The sequence below is a fragment of the Dyella sp. 2HG41-7 genome (genome assembly GCF_021390675.1).
GTDB lineage: Bacteria > Pseudomonadota > Gammaproteobacteria > Xanthomonadales > Rhodanobacteraceae > Dyella_B.
On the sequence record NZ_JAJEJV010000004.1, the window covers coordinates 604,559 to 624,606 of the forward strand.

At 59.9% G+C, this 20,048-nt stretch carries 12 protein-coding genes; 7 read left to right on the forward strand and 5 right to left on the reverse strand.

Features of this window, described 5'->3' with window-relative positions; translation table 11 throughout:
- Window positions 1-307: 307 nt before the first annotated feature.
- Window positions 308-2,338 carry a bifunctional 2',3'-cyclic-nucleotide 2'-phosphodiesterase/3'-nucleotidase gene (locus L0U79_RS04165; protein ID WP_233840624.1) on the reverse strand — a complete coding sequence of 677 codons (2,031 nt, stop codon included), beginning with the start codon at window positions 2,336-2,338 and terminating at the stop codon, window positions 308-310.
- A 166-nt stretch (window positions 2,339-2,504) separates the two neighbouring features.
- Between L0U79_RS04165 and L0U79_RS04170 the strand changes: the two genes are divergently transcribed.
- Window positions 2,505-4,217 (forward strand): LTA synthase family protein, encoded by a 1,713-nt coding sequence (locus L0U79_RS04170; protein ID WP_233840625.1) that lies wholly within the window; start codon window positions 2,505-2,507, stop codon window positions 4,215-4,217.
- A gap of 64 nt (window positions 4,218-4,281) precedes the next feature.
- Here L0U79_RS04170 and nagA read toward each other — a convergent pair whose 3' ends face one another.
- The 4 genes from nagA to L0U79_RS04190 form a co-directional block, all read right to left on the reverse strand.
- Window positions 4,282-5,442, reverse strand: a complete 1,161-nt coding sequence (nagA, locus tag L0U79_RS04175; protein ID WP_233840626.1) for an N-acetylglucosamine-6-phosphate deacetylase — start codon at window positions 5,440-5,442, stop codon at window positions 4,282-4,284.
- Complete coding sequence (locus L0U79_RS04180) at window positions 5,442-6,476, reverse strand: SIS domain-containing protein (RefSeq protein ID WP_233840627.1); 1,035 nt, start codon at window positions 6,474-6,476, stop codon at window positions 5,442-5,444. The genes nagA and L0U79_RS04180 overlap by 1 nt, the downstream gene beginning before the upstream one ends.
- 207 nt (window positions 6,477-6,683) lie before the next feature.
- Complete coding sequence (locus L0U79_RS04185; RefSeq protein ID WP_233840628.1) at window positions 6,684-7,712, reverse strand: LacI family DNA-binding transcriptional regulator; 1,029 nt, start codon at window positions 7,710-7,712, stop codon at window positions 6,684-6,686.
- Between the two features lie 97 nt (window positions 7,713-7,809).
- Window positions 7,810-9,096, reverse strand: a complete 1,287-nt coding sequence (locus L0U79_RS04190) for a sugar MFS transporter (protein ID WP_233840629.1) — start codon at window positions 9,094-9,096, stop codon at window positions 7,810-7,812.
- Window positions 9,097-9,508: 412 nt separating this feature from the next.
- Between L0U79_RS04190 and glk the strand changes: the two genes are divergently transcribed.
- The 6 genes from glk (at window position 9,509) to L0U79_RS04220 (ending at window position 20,011) form a co-directional block, all read left to right on the forward strand.
- Entirely contained in the window at window positions 9,509-10,540 is a 1,032-nt protein-coding gene (gene glk, locus L0U79_RS04195) for a glucokinase (RefSeq protein ID WP_233840630.1), read from the forward strand.
- Between the two features lie 125 nt (window positions 10,541-10,665).
- Entirely contained in the window at window positions 10,666-13,446 is a 2,781-nt protein-coding gene (locus tag L0U79_RS04200; RefSeq protein ID WP_233840631.1) for a TonB-dependent receptor, read from the forward strand.
- Between the two features lie 138 nt (window positions 13,447-13,584).
- Window positions 13,585-15,420, forward strand: coding sequence for a glycoside hydrolase family 9 protein (locus tag L0U79_RS04205; protein WP_233840632.1), 1,836 nt, complete (start codon window positions 13,585-13,587; stop codon window positions 15,418-15,420).
- A 72-nt stretch (window positions 15,421-15,492) separates the two neighbouring features.
- Window positions 15,493-17,787 carry a family 20 glycosylhydrolase gene (locus L0U79_RS04210; protein ID WP_233840633.1) on the forward strand — a complete coding sequence of 765 codons (2,295 nt, stop codon included), beginning with the start codon at window positions 15,493-15,495 and terminating at the stop codon, window positions 17,785-17,787.
- A 416-nt stretch (window positions 17,788-18,203) separates the two neighbouring features.
- Window positions 18,204-19,280, forward strand: coding sequence for a hypothetical protein (locus L0U79_RS04215; protein WP_233840634.1), 1,077 nt, complete (start codon window positions 18,204-18,206; stop codon window positions 19,278-19,280).
- Between the two features lie 311 nt (window positions 19,281-19,591).
- Window positions 19,592-20,011, forward strand: a complete 420-nt coding sequence (locus tag L0U79_RS04220) for a DoxX family protein (RefSeq protein ID WP_233840635.1) — start codon at window positions 19,592-19,594, stop codon at window positions 20,009-20,011.
- Window positions 20,012-20,048 lie beyond the last annotated feature (37 nt).

Sequence of the window (20,048 nt, forward strand, 5' to 3'; positions counted from 1 at the left end):
TCTGCGCCGGCCCGCCTCGTCGAGGGCGGGACCGTTTGCGATTAAGACTTTATTCGCGCACAGAAACCACCCCGAACCCGGTCGTTCCGGTTCCGGTAGTGGTCGTAATCGTCGTAATGACGCTAATCGTTGTCACCGCAACGCAAGCACGACCGGCGTTGACCGGTGCGATAAAGCTGCGTGCTGGCGCGGATGCGTGTGACATGGCTCGACAATAGTTGTGCGCTGCAGCGACTGTCAACAGTTGCGACATGAAACTATGGCATGACGGTTTCGGCGGGAAAGTTTCACAAGAAACCTTATGCGTTCAGTGCGATAGATCGATGGCGTAAACCGCCGTGCCATCGCTGTTATCGCGAACCTGTTGCACGTCGCTCAACCCATCGGTTTGCGCGATCGACTGCTTGTCGCTGGCCGACGTAAATACCACTGCGCCGCGCGTTTTCAGATGCGCGAAATGCCACGATGCTGGCGGTAGGTCGTTCGCACCGAGCGTGGGATGCGCCTGCAACCAGCGCGCAAGAATATCGCGCGTGCCATCGGGCGCGGCGAGCACGATATTGCTGCCGTCCAAGCCAGGGAAATGTCCACCGCCGCTCGCGCGATAGTTGTTGGTCACCACGATAAAACTTTGCGAAGGCGATACCGGTTTGTTGTTGTATCTAAGTTTCTCGATGCGCTGACCGACGGGCTTGGATACATCGATCACGTAACCGATACCTCCTTGAATCTGATCGAAGTTGAAGCCCGAGTACTTCTCGTTGATCAGCGATTGTTCGCCCGTTGCATGTGGATCGATACGATTGAAACGGCCCGCCGATGCTTCCAGCCACGCCTTGAGTTGTGCGCCGTCGATCTTCACCGCCGCAAGCGTGTTGGGATAGAAATACAAATCCGCCGCGCTGCGCAGGGTCAGCGGTCCCGGCATGACATCGGTGTAATCGTCCGGACCGCCGAAGCCGGTGCGGAACGCCGCGGCGGCGGCCAATACGGGCGTATTCGCCAACTCGGGGTGCGAAGAACGCAAGGCGTTGCGTACGTAATCGATCTGCGCCGCATTCACCGGCGCGAGTGCGCTCATATCGCCTTCGTCAGCGAAATAAGTACTCATGCGTACATTGCTTTGGCCGATCGGTGTATTGACGTAGGCGATGGCGGCCTGATGCACTTTGTCGGTCGCCAGTTTGATTTGCGGATCGGCTTGCACGCAGTTGGACGGCGAAACGGTGGGTTTGCCAGCCACCATGAGCGGCGGACAAATCGGCCACACCTGGCTGAAGCTTTTGCTTTTGTCGACGGTCCAGCGCCCTTGTTGATGCACCAGCGCAAGCCGGATCACGCCCAGATCCTTGCCGAAGAATCCACCCATCACCGCCGGCACGCCGCGCACCAAACCGTGTTCGTCGTCCACATCCTGCATGTGCGCGAAGCGCGGGCCGGGGAAATCGGTATGTTCGTGGCCGAGCAGCAACACATCGATGCCCGCCACGCCGGCGAGATGCCAACCGCCGTTTTCCATATCCGACGTATACGGCGCGGCGTTGAGACCACCGTGCAAAATCGCAATCACCAGATCCGGATGCTGCGCTTGAATCTCGGGCATGTATTTCTGCGCCGCTTCCACCACGCCGGTGACGGTGACTTTGCCCTGCAAATTCAGCTTGTCCCATTGCATGATCGGCGGCGGCGCAAAGCCGATGATGGCGATCTTCATCGGCACGCTGAGTTGGCTGCCATCCGGCGTAAATGCGGCCATCTTGCGATGGATGATTGTCCACGGCTGAAAGATCGGCTTGCCGTCGCGCGCGCTGTTGACGTTCGCTAACACCAGCGGATAGTGCGGTCCCGCGCAACGCTGCGCGCTGCCGCCGTCCACGTTCATCGGCGTGCCGGTCACTTGCGACAGGAACGGCAGGCCGTAATTGAATTCGTGATTGCCGATGGTGCCGCCGTCGTAGCCCACGGCATCCATCGCTTTGTAAATCGCAAGTTCTTCGTCGCAACCGACCTTGTGCACCTGCGCCTGGTAATCGGCCAGCACGCTGCCTTGAATGGTGTCGCCGGCATCGAACAGCAGGCTATTGGTGAACTGATTGCGGGCCTTGCGTATCAGGGTGACGGTGCGGTCGAAACCCAGGGTGGGGTCGGCCTTTTGCTTGTAATAGTCGTAACCCAGCACGTTTGAATGCAGATCGGTGGTTTCCAGGATCGCCACGTCCGCGCGCACGCCATCGGGTACCGGCGGCGCCGGGGACTGTTCCTGATGCGGATGGCTGGCGCATCCGGCCAGCAACAGGGCGGCGACCAGCGCGGTAAGGCGGCGAGAACGTTGGAGCATGGGGCTTCCGGTGGGGCAGGTGGAATGCATGAACCTAGCAGATACGGGTGACATTCCGCGTGGGGACGGGCATCTGTTTGGTGGCCAAATGGCACTAAAATGACGCCATTTTGACAAACAGAATAAGGCGCCGCCCAAGCGGCGCCCTAGCAGGGGGAGCCCACACATGCCGTTACTACCATTTCGCGCTACGCGAAATAGCCTGACTGCGGTCTGTGCATGGATTTTTTTCGCCATCTGCGTGTGGTTTACCGCGTGGCAGGAACCTTTGCTGGAACAACGCCTGTTCGTGCTATCGCTGATGTTCTGCGTGTTCGGTGTTTCGCTCTTCGTATTTGTGCGCATGGCGTTCGCGCTGGTCTTCACCAGCGGACTGTTCCTGCTCTTGCGCGGCATTACGGTGTTGAAGGAAGAGTATCTGGAGTCGCCGCTGATGCCGGCGGATTTCGTGTACTACGTGCGCTCCAGCTTGTTCGAAACCTTGCGGCGTTATCCGAATATCTACAGCGTCGGCCTTTGCGTGGTCATCGCCGTGCCCATCGTGCTGTGGTTAGCGTGGTATTGCGATAAACAGTTGTTCGTGCATTGGCGTCGCGCGCCGCGCACTTTGCTACGCGCCGGTGGCGTTGCGCTCAGCGTGGCGGTGTTCTGGCTGTGTCTGCTTCCGACAGGGCCGTTCGAACGCGTTCACGCGCGCGGCACGTGGGAGAAAATGTCCGACGATGCAGCGCTGACGAATTTCTTCGTCAATCTGCGCGATTCAAGTGTGCATGTGCCGGCCACGGCGGACGACGCGACGGCCGAGCACGACTGGCAATCCACGGCGACGGACGTGCCTGCGGGCATCAATCCCAGCCGTTATCCCGATATCGTGCAGGTGCTGGAAGAAAGCACCTTCGATCCCGCGCCGTACACGCATTGCACCGTGCCCGAATGTCATCTGGACATGTTCAAACCCGATGCGAACACGCGCGGCACAGGCGTGATGCGCGTGCATACCTTCGGCGGCGGCACCTGGGTCAGCGAATTCGCTGCGTTGACGGGTATGCCGCAGGATATTTTCGGACCCGGCGGCATGTATGCGCCGTACGTGCTCGCCCCGCATGTGCGCGATTCGTTGCCGCTGCTGCTGAAGCGACTGGGCTACACCACCGTCGCCATCTATCCGACGCACGGCGAATTCCTCAACGGGCACGATGCGTACAAGTCGTATGGCGTCGACCACTTCTATGGCGCCGGCGAGTTGGGCCTGGACGATTGGGACGAAACCGACGCGCAGATGTTCGATGCGGCCAAGCGCGTTTACGACAAGCTGAAAAAGCCCGGTCAACCGATCTTTATGATGATCCTGACCATCAATCAGCACGGCCCACACGACGATCCGATGTCGACGTTGCCGAAGCCATTTCAAAACTTGTTGCAGGGCTTGCCGCCGGATGCAGCGTTGAACTTCGACACGTATCTGCAGCGCGTGCACGATTCCGATGTGGCGATGAAGGGTCTGGAGCACAACTTCCTCGACCGCGAGCAGCCGACGGTGCTGGTGCACTTCGGCGATCATCAGCCGTCGTTCGACAATCTGATGCACACGTTGCCGCGCACGCTGCCGCCGGCGCTGACGCCGTATCAGGATTACCTCACGTACTACATGATCAAGAGCAACGTGCCCGGCGCGCCGCTGCCGACGTATCCGATGTTGGATATCGCGCATTTACCCGGCATGGTGCTCAAGGCGGCGGGATTGCCGATGGACCCGTATTTTTCCGCGCTGACGTCGTTACGCGAGCGTTGCAACGGCTTGTACGCCGATTGCGACGACAAAGCTTTGGTGAAGTCGTATTACGGATGGATCTTCAATCGGTTGCACGTGTATCAGTGATATGCGTGCGTGAGTCGTGCAGGTTGGCGTCGCATTGGCGAACGCCGACCTGCAAGGATTCCGTTCAACCGACGGCGTGAGGCACGCCGGCCATCCACGTTTCGCGCACGGTCAACGCATCGTCCATCACGGCGAAATCCGCCTGATATCCCGCGGCGATCCGGCCGTGCGTGCGATCCAACCCGATCCATGCGGCGGGATAGCTGCTCGCCATGCGCGATGCCTCCGCGAGCGGAAGACCAAGCATGTGCACCGCATTGCGTACCGCGCTTGCCATATCCAAACCGGAGCCGGCCAACACGCCTGCTTCGCTCTGGCAGATACCGTCGCGCATCACGATCGTCTGACCGTTGAGCACGTATTCCGGATTGTCGCTGCCGACCGGCGGCATCGCGTCGGTCACCAGCACGCACTTGCCACGCGTTTTGGCGGCGATCGCGACGCGCAAGGTCGCCGGGTGCACGTGATGACCGTCGACGATCAAGCCACACCAGCTGTACGGATCGTCCAGCGCCGCACCCACTACGCCGGGATCGCGACTGCTGAGCGGCGTCATGGCGTTATACAAATGCGTAAATCCGCACACGCCCGCATCGAGCGCCGTGCGCGTGGTGGCGTAATCGGCGCCCGTGTGGCCCGCGACGACAACAACGCCGGCGCCACTCAATCGCGCGATCACGTGCGGCGGTACCTGATCCGGCGCAAGCGTCAACATCACCGGGCCCTTATGCGGTGCGATCAACGCTTCCACATCGTCGTCGTTCGGATGGCGGAACAAATCGGCGTTGTGAATGCCTTTGCGCGCCGTGGCGAGGAACGGGCCTTCCACATGAATGCCGAGAATCCCCGGTACGCGTTGTTCGATCGCATCGTCCACCGCCTGCAAGGCGGCGTGCATCACTTCGGCGGTGTCCGTAATCAAGGTCGGCAACATGCCGGTGGTGCCGTAGGTGCGATGCGCTTCGGCGATGCCGCGCAAAGTTTCGACCGTCGGCGCATCGTTGAACAACAATCCGCCGCCGCCGTTGACCTGCACGTCGATAAAGCCGGGCAGTAGAAGGCTGCCTTTCAGATCGTGCTTCTGCGCGTCGGCGATACGCGCATCATTGTGCGCGACGATCGCAACGATACGTTTGCCTCGCACCAAAACAGCCAAACCTTCACGCGGACCGTGATCGCCGAGTACGCGACCATTGACCAGAGCGATTAACGGATTCGGCGGCATTACACAGTCTCCGTGACCTTGCGCAGATGCGGCGGAACATCCGGGTCGTAACCGCGCGCGAGCGACAAGGCGCTGGCGGCGCGATAGAAACTTTGCACGGCGAGCAACGGCGTCACGATGGGTGCGATATTGGTAGGCAGCGGCAACGCATCGGGACCTTCCGCACCGGGCGCGGCCACCCACACGCGTGCGCCGCGCGCGCGAAATTCCGCCGCGACGGCAAGCGTGTTTTCCAGCGTGCCATCGTCCTGCGCGAGGAACAGTACCGGAAAGCCTTCGCCGACCAACGCCATCGGACCGTGCTTCACTTCGGCGGCGCTGAACGCTTCCGCGTGCAGTCCGCAGGTTTCTTTCAATTTGAGCGCGGCTTCCAACGCCGCGCCGAAACCGTAACCGCGGCCGACCACGAACAAGTTGTGCACGTCGACGAGACCTTGTTCCAACGGACTCCAATCGCTTTCCCAGCCGCGACGAAGATCGTCTGGCAGACGCGCGATCGCGGCGTGCAACACGTCGTCGTTCGACCAATACGCCGTCAGCTGCAACACGGCGGCCAGCGTGGCGAGATAACTCTTGGTGGCGGCTACGCTGCGTTCGGGACCGGCGCGCAACGGAATCACGGTATCGGCCAATGCGGCGAGCGGCGAATCTTCCACGTTCACCAATGCGATCACATACGCGCCCGCCTGCTTCGCGGCTTCGGCGCTGCGCAGCAGATCCGGGCTTTTGCCCGATTGCGAAATCGCGACAAACAGCGCGCCATCGAGTTTCAGGTTCGCATCGTAGATGGACGAAATCGACGGCGACGCCGACGCCGTGACCAGACCGAGCCGCGTTTCGAACACATACTTCGCGTAGGCCGCCGCATGATCGGAACTTCCGCGCGCGCACGTCACGATAAAGCGCGGCGGATTCGCGCGCAGGCGTTCGCCGAGCGCTTTGAGCAGGGACGCATTCTGCGCAAGCTGTCGTTCGACAGTGGCGGCGCTTTCCTGCGCCTCGTTGTACATCAACGTGTCACGAGCGGATTTCATGGAAGCTCCAAAAATAGGGGGTGCACCATGCAGTGCTTCCTCTCCCCTTCGGGGAGAGGATTGAGGTGAGGGGGGGAGCCTCGCCGTAGCGCTGGCAAGTGCGGTGGAAATGAATAAAAAACTTTCTAAAACTTATTGAGGTGGGAATTTGGCTAGATTGACCCCTCACCCCAACCCCCTCCCCGAAGGGGAGAGAGAGTGTCTTCGTCACGTCTGGCGCGGCGGCGCGGTCGATCCGCGCACCACCAACTCCGGCATAAAACCTTCGTTGACGATTTCGGTTTCGCGTTGCTGCAAACCGTCGATCAAATGCAGTGCGGCATGCTGGCCGATTTCGCTGGTCGATTGCCGCGCGGTTGTCAGCGCGGGCCACGCCTGTTTGGAGAACGGGCTGTCCTCGAAACCGGCGATGGACAAATCCCACGGCACGTCCAAACCCGCCGAGCGCGCCGCGGCCAATACGCCAGCCGCGATTTCGTCGTTGCAGCCGAAGATCGCCGTGGGCGGTTCTTTCAACGCGAGCAATTTGCGCGCACCGCGGAAACCATCGTCGAACGCGTAGCGGCCGGGAAGAATCAGTTTGCGGTTGAGCGCGATGCCGTAATCCTTCAACGCATCCGCGTAGCCCTGATAGCGTTCCGGGCTGGAGCGATGATGCGGTTCGCCCCACAAAAAACCGATGCGCGTGTGACCGAGCTGGATCAAATGCTCGGTGATCGCGTAGGCCGCGTCGTGGTCGTCCACATACACGCACGGCATGCCGTCCTTGGGGTCCTCGCGCGCCGCGATGATGCGCACGAAATCCACGTCGTGCGCTTTCAGCTTCGCCAGCAACGCGGATTGCTCCGACATCGGCGGCGCCAGAATCAATCCGGCCAGACGTGCGCGTTGCACCAGCGACACCAGCTCGTCGGCCAGGCCGGGCTCGGTGGAATCGCAGGGATAAATCTGCAGCCCGAAGCCGCGCGCGCGGCACGCCGACAACACGCCGTTCTGCATATCGATGACGTAGTGCGCGTTCGGGTTGTCGTACACCAGTCCGATGGCATACGAGTGCGTGCTGCTGCGCAGGCTGCGTGCGGAAGGGTCCGGACGATAGCCAAGCTGCTCGATCGCCCGTTCCACCTTTTCGCGGGTCTCGGGCCGTACCGCCGCTTCGTGGTTGATGACGCGGGAAACCGTCTTCAACGAAACGCCGGCGTGTTTGGCGACATCCTTGATGGTAGGGCTGTGCAACGAGAGTTCCTCCCGGGTGTCGGATGGGCATCGTAGCCCAGTGACCGGGTCTAGTGTGGATGGCGGAAGGGCTGGAGCCTGACGTCACGAAAGCGCCTTAGCCGGCATGGTTACCTGCGTTATGGCCGCGCAGCCCGTAGTACAGGATGTAGAGATAGCACGGCACGATGACAATCACGAACGCGAGCTGGAAATCGATGTATTGCTTCAAATGCACAAATGCCTGCGGCAATAGCGCGCCGCCCACGATGCCCATGATCAGCAAGGCCGAACCCAGCTCGGTGTGACTGCCCAAACCCTTGATGGCCAGCGGGAAAATCGCCGGCCACATCATGGCGTTGGCAAAGCCCAGTGCGGCCACGAACGCGACCGACGTGAGGCCATGCGTGACATACGCGCCCAAGGCGAACAGCACGCCGAGCACTGCAGACACGGCGAGGTAGCGTTGCTGCGAAATAACGCGCGGAATCAGCAGTGAGCCAAGCACGTAGCCGGCCAGCATCGCCGCCATCGTGTACGTCGTGAAATGCGAGGTCATGCGCAGCGGCAGACCGAAACCCTGTCCGTACGTGTTGATGGCGTCACCGGCCATCACTTCCACGCCCACGTACAAGAACAGACACAGCACGCCCAGCCACAAATGCGGAAAGCTGAAAATGCCGCCCTTGCTGTGACCGATCGAGCGTTCGCTGTTCGCGCCGGACGGTTTGATTTCCGGCAGCGAGGAAAGAAGAATCCAGATCGCCAACACCACCAACAGTCCCGCCAGCGCCATATAAGGCCAAAAAACGCGTGCGGCGAATTCGGTGAGCAAGGCATCGCGCGACGGGCCGGTCGCCATCTTGGTGATCTGATCGAGAAATGCGTCGATGCCCGTCATCACCAACGCACCGAAGGCGAGCGGCGCCAGCGCGCCAGCCACTTTGTTGCAGATACCCATCAACGCGATGCGCTGCGCTGCGCTTTCGATCGGGCCGAGAATGCTGATGTACGGATTGGACGCCGTCTGCAGCAGCGACAAGCCTGCGCCGATTACGAACAACCCCGTCAACGCGCCCGGATAAACGCGAAGTCGCACGAATTCGCCGAACACCGCCGCACCGATCGCCATGATGAAAAGGCCTAAAACCATGCCTTTTTTCATGCCCGTGCGCTTGAGCACCGCGCCTGCCGGCAACGCGAGCACAAAGTAAGAAACGTAAAACGCAAACGGCACCAGAAACGCGTTGATGTCATCCAGCATAAAAGCCACCTTCACGAACGAAATCAGCGGCCCGTTGAGCCACGTAAAAAAGCCCATGATGAAGAACAGCACGCCGATGATCATCATTGGCAGCAGTGTCGACGAACGTGACGCGTCGGCGGTGTAAGTGGTGGACGACATGTAGCGTTTTCCCCGTGCATAGACCCGATGTCGACAACCGACATCACCGTAACGGCCTTTATTGTCCTCAAGGCACAACGTTGTCAATCAATGGCGTCAGATGGCGCCGACAACGTGCGTCATTTCGACCGAAGCGGCGTCTTTTCGTGATGCGCCGCAACAGCGTGGGTACTAGGCCAATTGTCCTACATGATTGGTAACAAAATCATTTGTTGTCAATAAGTTAAATAATTTCATCTGCAACCACATCGCAAACCGTTTCGCGGCGCGGCAAACGCCGCGAAAGAACCCGTTCTACGGCATGTTGACAGCGTTGTCATTCATGACCAGACTCCGCCATCAAAGTCGTGCCAAGCGGGGAAGCTCTACGAATCAAGTAGGGCACGCACGACACAAAGCGTGAGGAGGGGGCGTGGTTCAGGCTGTCGTTCATGGCAAAGCGCAATCGGCACCGACGCGGGAGCTGGCCTTTTTGGCCGCCGACGTGGGCGGTACGCATGCGCGCATTGGGCTTGTAAGTCCGCGTCCCGATGGTCGCCGTCCCGTGACGGTGCTGGAATACCGCCGCTACGCCTGCGCCGAATGGCCCAGCCTTACCGCGGTGCTGAAAGATTTCGTCGAGCAGCTCAGCGCCGGCACGCGCGTGGAGCAGTGCGCGGTGGCGAGCGCCGGTTATGTGTTGGGCGACTCCATCGTCAACGACAACCTGCCGTGGCCCGTGTCGATTCGCGATATCCGCGAAACCCTAGGCATCGCGCAGCTGGCGGTGATCAATGATTTCGAAGCGGTGGCGTACGCCACGCAATTCATGACGCAGTCCGACACCATTCCGGTGATCGAGACCAGTGCGCCGCAAACGAACGGCCCGGTGCTGGTGATGGGCCCGGGCACAGGTCTAGGTTCGGCCGTGCTTTTTCCAGGCAAGCCGCACGCCACGGTGTTGGCGACCGAAGCGGGGCAGGTATCGCTCGCACCCGGCAACGAACTGGAAATCGACATTCTCAAGTTCTTGGCGCGCGATCGTGCGTATGTCTCCTATGAGCATGCGTTGTCCGGTCCGGGCCTTGTGAATTTGTACAACGCGATCTGCACCTTGCGCGGCGCGAAACCGAATTTGCAGTTGCCTTCCGACGTGACGCGTAGCGCCGTGGAACGCACCGATGCGGCGGCGGTGGAAGCGTTGAACGTGTTCTGCGGATTGCTCGGCAGCTTTGTCGGCGATCTCGTGCTGCTCTACGGCGCGCGCGGCGGCGTGTATCTCGCCGGCGGCATCCTGCCGCAGATTCGCGATCTGCTTTTGTCGAGCACTTTTGCCGAGCGTTTTTTCAACAAAGGCGTCATGCGCCCTTTTTTGCAACAGGTACCTGTACGGCTGATGGATCACGGCCAGCTCGGCGTCATTGGCGCCGCCGGCCTGTATTTGGATGGTCAGCACGCTCAGTGATGAGCGTGTCGAACGATGCAAAACGAGGTTTATTGAAACGAACCGGGCGCAAGCCCATACGCCACGCAGTACGGACATGCCGCGAACATATTCCGTGCTGAAAACGCCTCTGAGGGGAGGAAGTCATGTCACATCGTAAGACTCTACTAGCCGCGAGCATCATCACTGGGCTTTGTTTGTCCGGCGCTCTGTACGCGCAGGACAACACGCAGGCGCAACCCGCCACCAGCGCAAACCAAACCGAGCAACAGGCCGAGAAAGCCAATGCGAAACAGCTGGCGACGGTGACGGTCACCGGCATTCGCGCCAGCTTGCAGGCGTCGATGGATACCAAGCGCAACGCCGACGCCATCGTCGACGCCATCACCGCTACCGACATCGGTAAATTCCCTGCCACCAACGTTGCCGAAGCGTTGGCGCAGGTTCCCGGCGTCACGCTAGACCGCAGCATTCCCGGTACCCAGCGCGTCAGCATCGACGGCATGGACCCCAGCCTCAACGTGAGCTTGTTGGACGGCCATCCGGTCGCGCAGGCGATTTGGTTGTTCGGCGACAACCCGAACCGCGGCTTCAACTACTCGTTGCTGCCGGCGGAATTCCTCGGCCAGTTGGAAATTCTCAAGAGCCCGGAAGCGCGCGTGGTCGAGGGCAGCCTCGGCGGTACCGTGCTGATGCACACCGTGCAACCGCTCGATGTCGCTTCGGGCACGCTTAGCGGCTCGTTCGGCGTCAACTACAACGACATGGTCGGCAACCAGCGCCCGAATGGTTCGGTGTTCTATTCGTGGCACAACAGCGACAAGACCTTCGGCGTCGACGTCGCCGCGCAGCACTACGAGCTCTACACCTCGCGCGAAGGCATGGAAAACTACGGCTATAGCAGCGTGGCTTCCGTGAACACCGCTGCGTTGGCGGCTGGCAACACAGCCATCCAGAACGAAATCAATTCTGGCGCCATCAAGCCGACGGATCAGATCCCGAACCAGCTCAGTGCTGCGAACTTCCAGCAGACCGAAAAGCGCAACAGCGTGCTGGTGAATCTGCAGTATCGACCGAACCAGAATTTCGAGTCCTCGCTCAGCTTGCTGTACATGAAGGACGGTCTGGATAACACCAACCAATCGATGTACCCCTGGGCGACGCACGCGCCGGGCGGCATCACCTCGCTCGTCGAAGGTCCGAACGGCATCATCGTAGGCGGTACGCAAGCGGGCGCCGCCTGCTTCAACAACCTTGCTTGCGCCAGTACCGCGCACACCTTCACCGACAACTATGCGCGTCAATCGATGGTCAGCACCAAGGGCATCGACTGGAAGGCGCGTTACAACGGTGACGGCTGGTCGTTGGCCGGCAATGCCGGTATCAGCACCTCCAAGAACCCGATGACGTCGTTCATCAAGGAAATCTTCTACGGCGGTCCGTTCACCTGGAACATCAATCAGGGCGTGCAGTTTACGGATCCGAGCACCGCCAACAATCCGAACTATTGGGCGGACAATGGTTGGGGCGGTAACGAAGAGACCATTCTCTACAAGGCGAAAGACACCTACGGCCAGGTCGATTTCACCAAGGACTTCGACGGATTCTTCAATGAATTGCTGGTCGGCGTGCGTTACGCAAGTCACTGGGAAAGCCAGGTCGAGCAGGCTTACACCGGTCCGCAGCAGCTGACGTTGAACGAGATCGGCTACGGTGGTCTGACCAATCTTTCCGGCGCGAGCGATCTTGGCCTTTCCAACAGCTTCGTGCAGCACGTTCAGACGGCCGGACTCAACGCCATCAAGAACGCCGTGCTCAGCACGCCGGGCTTCGGTGCGAACAAAGACGCCAACGTCTACTACGACAACACATGGGGCGTGCAGCAGGAAAACACCGCCGCCTACGCGCAGGGCAACTTCGGTAACGACGTCGTGCACGGCAACTTCGGCGTGCGTTTCGTGCATACCCAGTTCACCTCGTCCGGCTACAACGTCCCGGGTTACTGCGCGGCCGCCGATACGTTCAATTGCGCCTTCCCGCCCGGCTTTGGCTACATCACGCAGAAAACCACGTTCACTAACGTACTCCCGGCCGTCAACGTGGCCTGGAACATCACGCCGGACTTCATCCTGCGCGGTGCGGCGTCGGAAACGGTGGCTTATGCGCCGTATAACCAGATGGCTCCGTACTTCGAAGCCAACGACACGGTGCTGACGGCAACGGCCGGTAATCCCAACCTCAAGCCGTATCGTTCGGCGAACTTCGATGCGTCGGCGGAGTGGTACTTCAACAACCAGTCGGTCGTTGCGGCGTCGGTGTTCTACAAGGACGTGCTGAACTACATCGTCAACTCGGCGACGACGCAGTCCCGCATCAATGGTTCGTGGACGACTCCTGGCTTCGCACAGAGTGCGGCCGCACTGGTTGCGACCGGTCAATGTACGGCGGGAGGCGTTTGTAACTATGACGTCACCGCGCCGGTCAACGGTGGTCGCGCCAAGGTCAAGGGCGGCACGCTGAGCTATCAGCAAGCGTTCGGCGACACGGGCTTCGGTCTGCGTGCGAACTACACCTACTCGGACGGCACCACGCGTTCGGGCGGTCTGCTGCCTTACAACTCGAAGAACGCGTACAACATCGCGCCGTACTTCGAACAAGGTCCGTACAGCGCGAGCATTTCGTACAACTATCGCAGCAGCTACCTCGCCGGTGGCTATGTGGCGGGTGCGCCGGCTACCTACGTCGACGGCTTCAAGGAACTCGACGGTTCGGTCGCTTACCAGTTCAACAAGAACTTCTCGGTCACGCTCGATATGTTGAACCTGCTCAACTACAAGTACTACGCCTACCTGGGCAGCAAGACGCAGCTGTCCGAAGAGTATGTAACCGGTCGTCAGTTCATGCTCGAAGCGCACTTCAAGTTCTGATGTAAAGCACCGCCTTTCTTCTTCCCCGCCAAGGACCTGGCGATTTTTGCCAGGTCCGTTTTTTTTCTAGGGGAAGTCGATTGCAATAAAACCAGCAGCGTCGATTCGGCGTTGCTGGCGCCTTGCAGGAGCTACCGAATGAAGTCTGCTGTGCGATGGATGGTGGCCTGCCTCGGTGTGTACGCGTTGCAGGCGTGGGCTACGGAGCCGACGATTCTGGTCGATCAAGTCGGCTACGAGCGACAGGCATCCAAACAAGCGATCGTGTCCGCCGAACCGGATCGATCACTGCAGGCATTTCAGGTCATCGACACGCTTACCGGAAAGCCGGTCTACACAGGCACGTTGCAAGACACCGGCCCGGTGGGTAAATGGGGTAAACAGCATTATTGGCGCGCCGATTTCTCCTCGATGAAATCGCCGGGACGCTATTACCTGGCGCTACAGGAAAAAGGTGCGTGCATACGTTCCGACGAATTCCTCGTGCAGGACGATGTGCTCGAGCGCAACACCCTTTCCAATGTCATCTATTACTTCAAAGGTCAGCGCGCCAGTGGCTTGATGGATAAAGCGGATCGCCGCTTGCCGCGACCCGGTGGCGAGTCAGGCACGCTGGATATCCATGGCGGCTGGTACGACGCTACCGGCGATTACGGCATCCATCTGTCGCATCAGAATCTGACCTCGTATTTCAATACGCAGCAACTACCGCTCGTCGTATGGAGTTTGCTGCGCAGTTACCAGCAACTGGATGCGCGGCGCGATCCGAATTTCCAGCAGTATCTGCGTCGCCTTTTGGATGAAGGTTTGTTCGGTGCGGATTTTCTGGTGCGCGACAAGCGGCCGGATGGATCGTTCTATGAATCGATCGACGCGCCTGGCAAAGACAAGTTGCCGCAGGATCGTGTGATTGGCGATCCCAATTGGCGCACGCAGATCAAACGCAGCGCCAACGATACGACACAGCGTGTCGAGCAACCCGCGCGCGGACCGCACGCTTACGAGTCGAGCTTTCGCGCCGGCGGCGGCATGGCGATCGCCGCGTTGGCGCTCGCCAGCACCATGGATGCCGATGGCGATTTCACCCGACAGGATTATCTGCGCACGGCGGAAGACGCCTATCGTTTTCTGGATACGCACAATAAAGCGCTGACCAACGATGGCGTCGAAAATATCGTCGACGATTACTGCGCGCTGCTCGCCGCGACGGAGCTCTATCGCGCGACGCACGATGAAACCTGGCGCGACGCTGCGGATCGCCGCGCGCAAAGCCTTATGGCGCGCCTGACCACGCATGGCGGCCAAAAGGACTATTGGCGCGCCGACGCAGAGACGCGTCCGTTCTTTCATCCTACCGACGCCGGCTTGCCGGTAATCGCGTTGCTGGAATACGACCTCATCGCATCGCCGACGCAGCGAAGCACCGTTCGCGACGCGGTGGGCCGGTCGTTGCGTTATGAGCTGAGCGTTACCAGTGAAACGAACAATCCGTTCGGTTATGCGCGGCAACTGATACGCATGGGCAACGGCACGGTGCGCACCGCGTACTTCTTCCCGCACGATTCGGAGGCGGCGCCTTGGTGGCAGGGCGAGAACGCGCGACTTGCTTCACTCGCGGCGGCCGCGCGCATGGCCGAACCGCTGTTTGCCGACGACGCCCATTTCCAAATGCAATTGGAAGCTTACGCTTGGAACCAGCTGCACTGGATTCTCGGCCGCAATCCTTACAACACCAGCATGCTGATGGGCAGCGGCCAGCGCAACGCGCCATACATGTTCTTCCGTTCTTACGAATATACCAGTGCGCCTGGCGCCATCATCAATGGAATCACCGCAGGACTGGACGACGAGGATGGTATCGCTTTCAATCTGGGCTATGCGCAAACCGGTCGCGACGACGACTGGCGCTGGACCGAACAGTGGTTGCCCCACGATGCATGGTATTTGTATGCGGTGAGTCTGCCGCACGACTGAGTCACACGTGCGAACGAGGTCGCCGCTTCGGAGACAAGGCGACCGCGTGTACAACGATAACGGGATGATTTCATGAAGTTAGCCGGTTTTTTTCTTTGCGCAGCCCTATGCGGCGCCGCACAGGCTTCCAGTCTGCCGCTCATTCCGTTTCCGGTGCAGATAACGACGGCCGATGGCGCGTTCCAAGTCCAAGATAAAACGGTCATCGTCGTACCGCCTCACGACAAGGCCGCGCGCGACACTGCGCAGTACCTAGCGGATCTGCTCGCGCGCACGCGCGGACTGCATCTGACGGTGAAAGAAGGCTCGGCCGCAAACGGCGCCATCGTCTTCCAGCACGATCCGAAAGCGGCTGTCGCGCATGCCGAGGGCTACACCCTCGACGTGACGTCGCAAGGCATTCGTATCCAGGCGCGCGATGATGCGGGTCTTTTTTACGGCGCAGTGACGCTGTGGCAACTGCTGACGCCTAACGTAGAGCAAGGTGCGGTGCAGGTATCCGCGGTACATATCGCCGACTGGCCGCGATTCGCGTGGCGTGGCGTGATGCTCGATTCCGCGCGTCATTTCCAAAGCGTCGACGACGTCAAGCAATTGCTCGATCAAATGGCCCAGCACAAAATGAACGTGCTGCACTGGCATCTTACGGACGATCAAGGCTGGCGCATCGAAATCAAACGCTATCCGGACTTGACGCGCATCGGTGCATGGCGCACGCCGCCCGATGCAGGTCACGATGGCGAGCCGCAACGCTACGGCGGCTTTTACACGCAAAATCAGATTCGCGATGTGGTCGCTTATGCCGCCGCGCGCCATATCACCATCGTTCCCGAAATCGATATGCCAGGTCACGCGCAGGCTGCGGTGGCGGCGTATCCCAATGTGGGCGTGACGGGTAAGCGTCCGCCGGTATCCGTCGATTGGGGCGTGAACCCCTATCTCTACAATGTCGACGACGCGACGTTCGAATTTATCGACAACGTGCTCGATGAAGTGATGGCGTTGTTCCCGTCGCACTACATCCACGTCGGTGGCGACGAGGCGATCAAGGATCAATGGAAAGCATCCCCGGCCGTGCAAGCGAAAATGCACGCCTTGCATCTGAAAGACGAAGATGCACTGCAAGGTTGGTTTATCGGCCGCGTGGGCAGCTACCTCACTGCGCATGGACGCCGGCTGATCGGCTGGGACGAAATTCTCGATGGCGGCGTGCCGGCCGACGCCACGGTGATGTCGTGGCGCGGTACGGATGGCGCGATCAAGGCCGCCAAGCTCGGTCACGATGTGGTGATGTCGCCGGCGCCGGATCTGTATCTGGACAGCGCGCAAAGCGATCTGCCGGATGAGGCGGCTGGACGCATTCCCGTACGCGATCTGGAAACCGTGTATCGCTTCAATCCTGTTCCGTCGGTGCTCAGTGCAGCGCAAGCCGAACACGTCATGGGCGTGCAAGTGAATGCGTGGACCGAGCATATGCCCAGCATGCAGCACGTGGATCATGCTGTGTTCCCACGGTTGGATGCGTTGAGTGAAGTCACCTGGTCGTCGGCGAAGCAGCGCGATTGGAAAGATTTCCTCGCGCGGCTATCCGTGCAGTTCGAGCGGTACGCCGATCAAAATATCCCTCACGCCGATAGCGCGTTCGCTCCCAACATTCAGGCCGACGCCAACGCAGCGCTTAAGAGCGGAAAAGCGAACGTCAAGATCTCCGATCAAGCCGGTTACGGTGCGATTCGCTACACCACCGACGGCAGCGCTCCCGATTCGCGTGCGACGCTTTACAGCAAGCCATTCGACGTCAAATGGCCCGCAACGATCAAAGCCGCCACGTTCGCGAACGACGGCAGCGAACTCGCCGCCGTGCGTACGCGCGTGCTGGACGAACAAACGTTGTTGAGTCGCCTTGGCGTGGACATGCCCAATTGCCCAGGGAGCGATTTTCGTCTGCGCCTGCAACCCATGCCTGATGCGACGAGCATGACACCGGTGTACGCGATCAATGTGTTCGACACGTGTCAGCAATATCCTTCCGCGCCGCTCGACAATGTAAAGGCGCTTCACATCGATGCGGTTCGACTGGAACGCAACTTCGCGTTGGCGCACGACATCAATCTGGTGGTGTCGCGTCCGCACAGCACGCCTTACGGCGAATTGGTGGCGCATCTGGATCGCTGCGATGGTCCTGTCGTCGCTACCGCTCCGTTACCCGATCCCGCGCACAGCGGCCGGCAATTCTCGCTCGACGCGACGATGTCTTCGCAGCACGGCGAACATCTGCTTTGCTTGGTATTTACGGCGCCGACGGATGGGCCGTTGTACGGACTCGGTCGCGTTTCGTTGATTCGAAAAGCAAGCGGCAAGCTCTAGCGACGCAGTCGCTTCAACGGTGCATGCATCGAATGACACGCTACGCCGCAACGTATCGAACGTGCGGCCATGGCGCCGTATAGATCGTTCTTGATGCGACGCGACAAACGTGACGTCGTCGCGCCGAACTTAATCGGCCTGAAATCATTCGGCGATTTGTCAATTTCGTAAGTTGTTTTCGGCAACGTTATCGGATAGCTTGCGCCGGTTCGCTGCGAGGGGACAGTGAACGATGTCGTCATCGCGTGTGAGCGGATTTTTAATATCCGCAATGATGTTTCACTAAGACATCGTCACCGCAAGACGCCATGCGATGCGTTTCGAACCATGCATGTGAACGCCCAACGCGGTGATGCAAAGGTTATTGGCGAGGTGGCCGCAATGGGTCCTTTTGTCCTATCTCCTGGGGAAACGACATGTCTGCTTTTTCGAAGCATGGAAGGATCATCCTCTTTTCATCCCTGATTGCCGCCGTTTCCGGCGCTGCGCTTGCCGCCGGTCAGTCGTCGCTGCAAGTGAATCCTTATTCGCCTGCCAACGGGCACGCCTATCGCCATGGTGTTATTCCGACTATGGAAACATGGCGCGTGATGCAGTCTTACGAATCGTCGCTTCACCGTCTTAAGGCTTCGTCCAAGACCTTGTATTACGGCGGCGGCGCCACGGACGGCAGCTTCGCGAATGCCGCCGTCACCAGCGGCCCGCAAAAGGTGTATCTGGTGTTCTACGGATCGCAATGGGGCACATCGGGTTCCAGTGGCGGTCGGACAACGTTTTCCAACGATCCGTCGAACGCGGCGCCCTACCTGCAGAATTTGTTCTTGGGTTTAGGTACCGGCGAAGGCTGGTCCAACGTGATGACGCAATACTGCGATGGCGCGGCGGTCGCGCGAGGCGCGTCCAGCTGTCCCGCCAGCGCCAATTTCATCCCGTATCCGGCTGGCAGCACCGTGCTGGCAGGCGTGTGGTACGACAACAGCGCACCGTCGCCGCAAAGCGCGACGCAAGCGCAGTTGGCGCAAGAAGCGCTCAACGCGGCGGCGCATTTCGGCAATAACACGGCGGCATCGAATCGCTATGTGCAATACGTGATCCTGTCGCCGACGGGCACGAACCCGGACGGTTTTAACGCAGGCGCTAATTTCTGCGCGTGGCACGATTACACGACGTCGTCATCGGGAGATGTCGCCTATACCAACATGCCCTATGTCTCCGACGCAGGCGCCAGCTGCGGACAGAACTTCGTCAATGCGGGCGTGGGTGGCGTCGACGATGGGTTCTCCATCGTGGAAGGTCACGAATACGCGGAGACCCTTACCGACCAATTCCCGTCCGTGGGCTGGGTGACCAAGCGCGGCAGCGAAACCGGCGACGTTTGCGCGTGGATCAGCACGGGGCAGGGCGCCTCTGGGAACGTCAGCATGAAGACGGGTACGTTCGCGATGCAAAGCACCTATTCCGACAAAAACGGCGCGTGCGAGTTGTCGCTTTAGCGCACGACCTGTTCATTGCGGATTTCCTTCCTTCGCCGCACCCGGTCATCCGGGTGCGGTTTTTTATTTCTCAGGCTGCGCATCGATATCCAGGCTAAGGTCGTGGTGCGGCGCCCCAGACCTGCAAAAAACGACAGCCCCGACGAAGCCTGCCTTTCTGCACGATCTAAAGTGTGATCGCTTCGCGCTTGACTGTGGGGAGAATTGTTTCATAGTGCTTACAGGGCGGTCCGCCTAAAAAATCGCATCCTCACGGGGGTTGGGCGGATCTGCACCGGGTCTGTGCTGTTCTCTGTGAGAGGAGAATCATCATGCGATACACGTTGATGTTCGATCGTCGCAAAGACGAACTGCTGTTGATCGCCCGCGTGTTCCTGGTTGCGCTGTTCATCATCTTCGGTCTGGACAAATTCCTGAATTTCTCGGGGACCACCGCTTATATGGAACAGGTCGGCATGCCCCTGCCGACGCTGTTTTCGTTTGTCGCGCTGGTGATGGAGCTGGTCGTCGGGGTATTGATCCTGGTCGGGTTCTACACGCGCCCACTGGCGTTCGCCTTGGCGTTGTACACGCTGATTACGGCCTTGATCGGCCATCGCTACTGGGCCATCACCGATCCCGGCGTGCATTTGGACACCATGATCCATTTCTACAAAAACATGGGCATCGTCGGCGGCTTGCTGCTGCTGTGTATCACCGGGCCGGGCAAGTATTCTTTAGACCGGCGATAGGGGCGCGGACGGTTCGCTCCGATTGGCGGATTGGAAC

Coding starts and splice junctions, on each gene's coding strand:
- L0U79_RS04220 (WP_233840635.1), top strand. CDS start 19,592: ATGCGATACACGTTGATGTTCGATCGTCGCAAAGACGAACTGCTGTTG.
- L0U79_RS04180 (WP_233840627.1), bottom strand. CDS start 6,476: ATGAAATCCGCTCGTGACACGTTGATGTACAACGAGGCGCAGGAAAGC.
- L0U79_RS04205 (WP_233840632.1), top strand. CDS start 13,585: ATGAAGTCTGCTGTGCGATGGATGGTGGCCTGCCTCGGTGTGTACGCG.
- nagA (WP_233840626.1), bottom strand. CDS start 5,442: ATGCCGCCGAATCCGTTAATCGCTCTGGTCAATGGTCGCGTACTCGGC.
- L0U79_RS04190 (WP_233840629.1), bottom strand. CDS start 9,096: ATGTCGTCCACCACTTACACCGCCGACGCGTCACGTTCGTCGACACTG.
- L0U79_RS04200 (WP_233840631.1), top strand. CDS start 10,666: ATGTCACATCGTAAGACTCTACTAGCCGCGAGCATCATCACTGGGCTT.
- L0U79_RS04170 (WP_233840625.1), top strand. CDS start 2,505: ATGCCGTTACTACCATTTCGCGCTACGCGAAATAGCCTGACTGCGGTC.
- L0U79_RS04210 (WP_233840633.1), top strand. CDS start 15,493: ATGAAGTTAGCCGGTTTTTTTCTTTGCGCAGCCCTATGCGGCGCCGCA.
- L0U79_RS04165 (WP_233840624.1), bottom strand. CDS start 2,338: ATGCTCCAACGTTCTCGCCGCCTTACCGCGCTGGTCGCCGCCCTGTTG.
- L0U79_RS04215 (WP_233840634.1), top strand. CDS start 18,204: ATGTCTGCTTTTTCGAAGCATGGAAGGATCATCCTCTTTTCATCCCTG.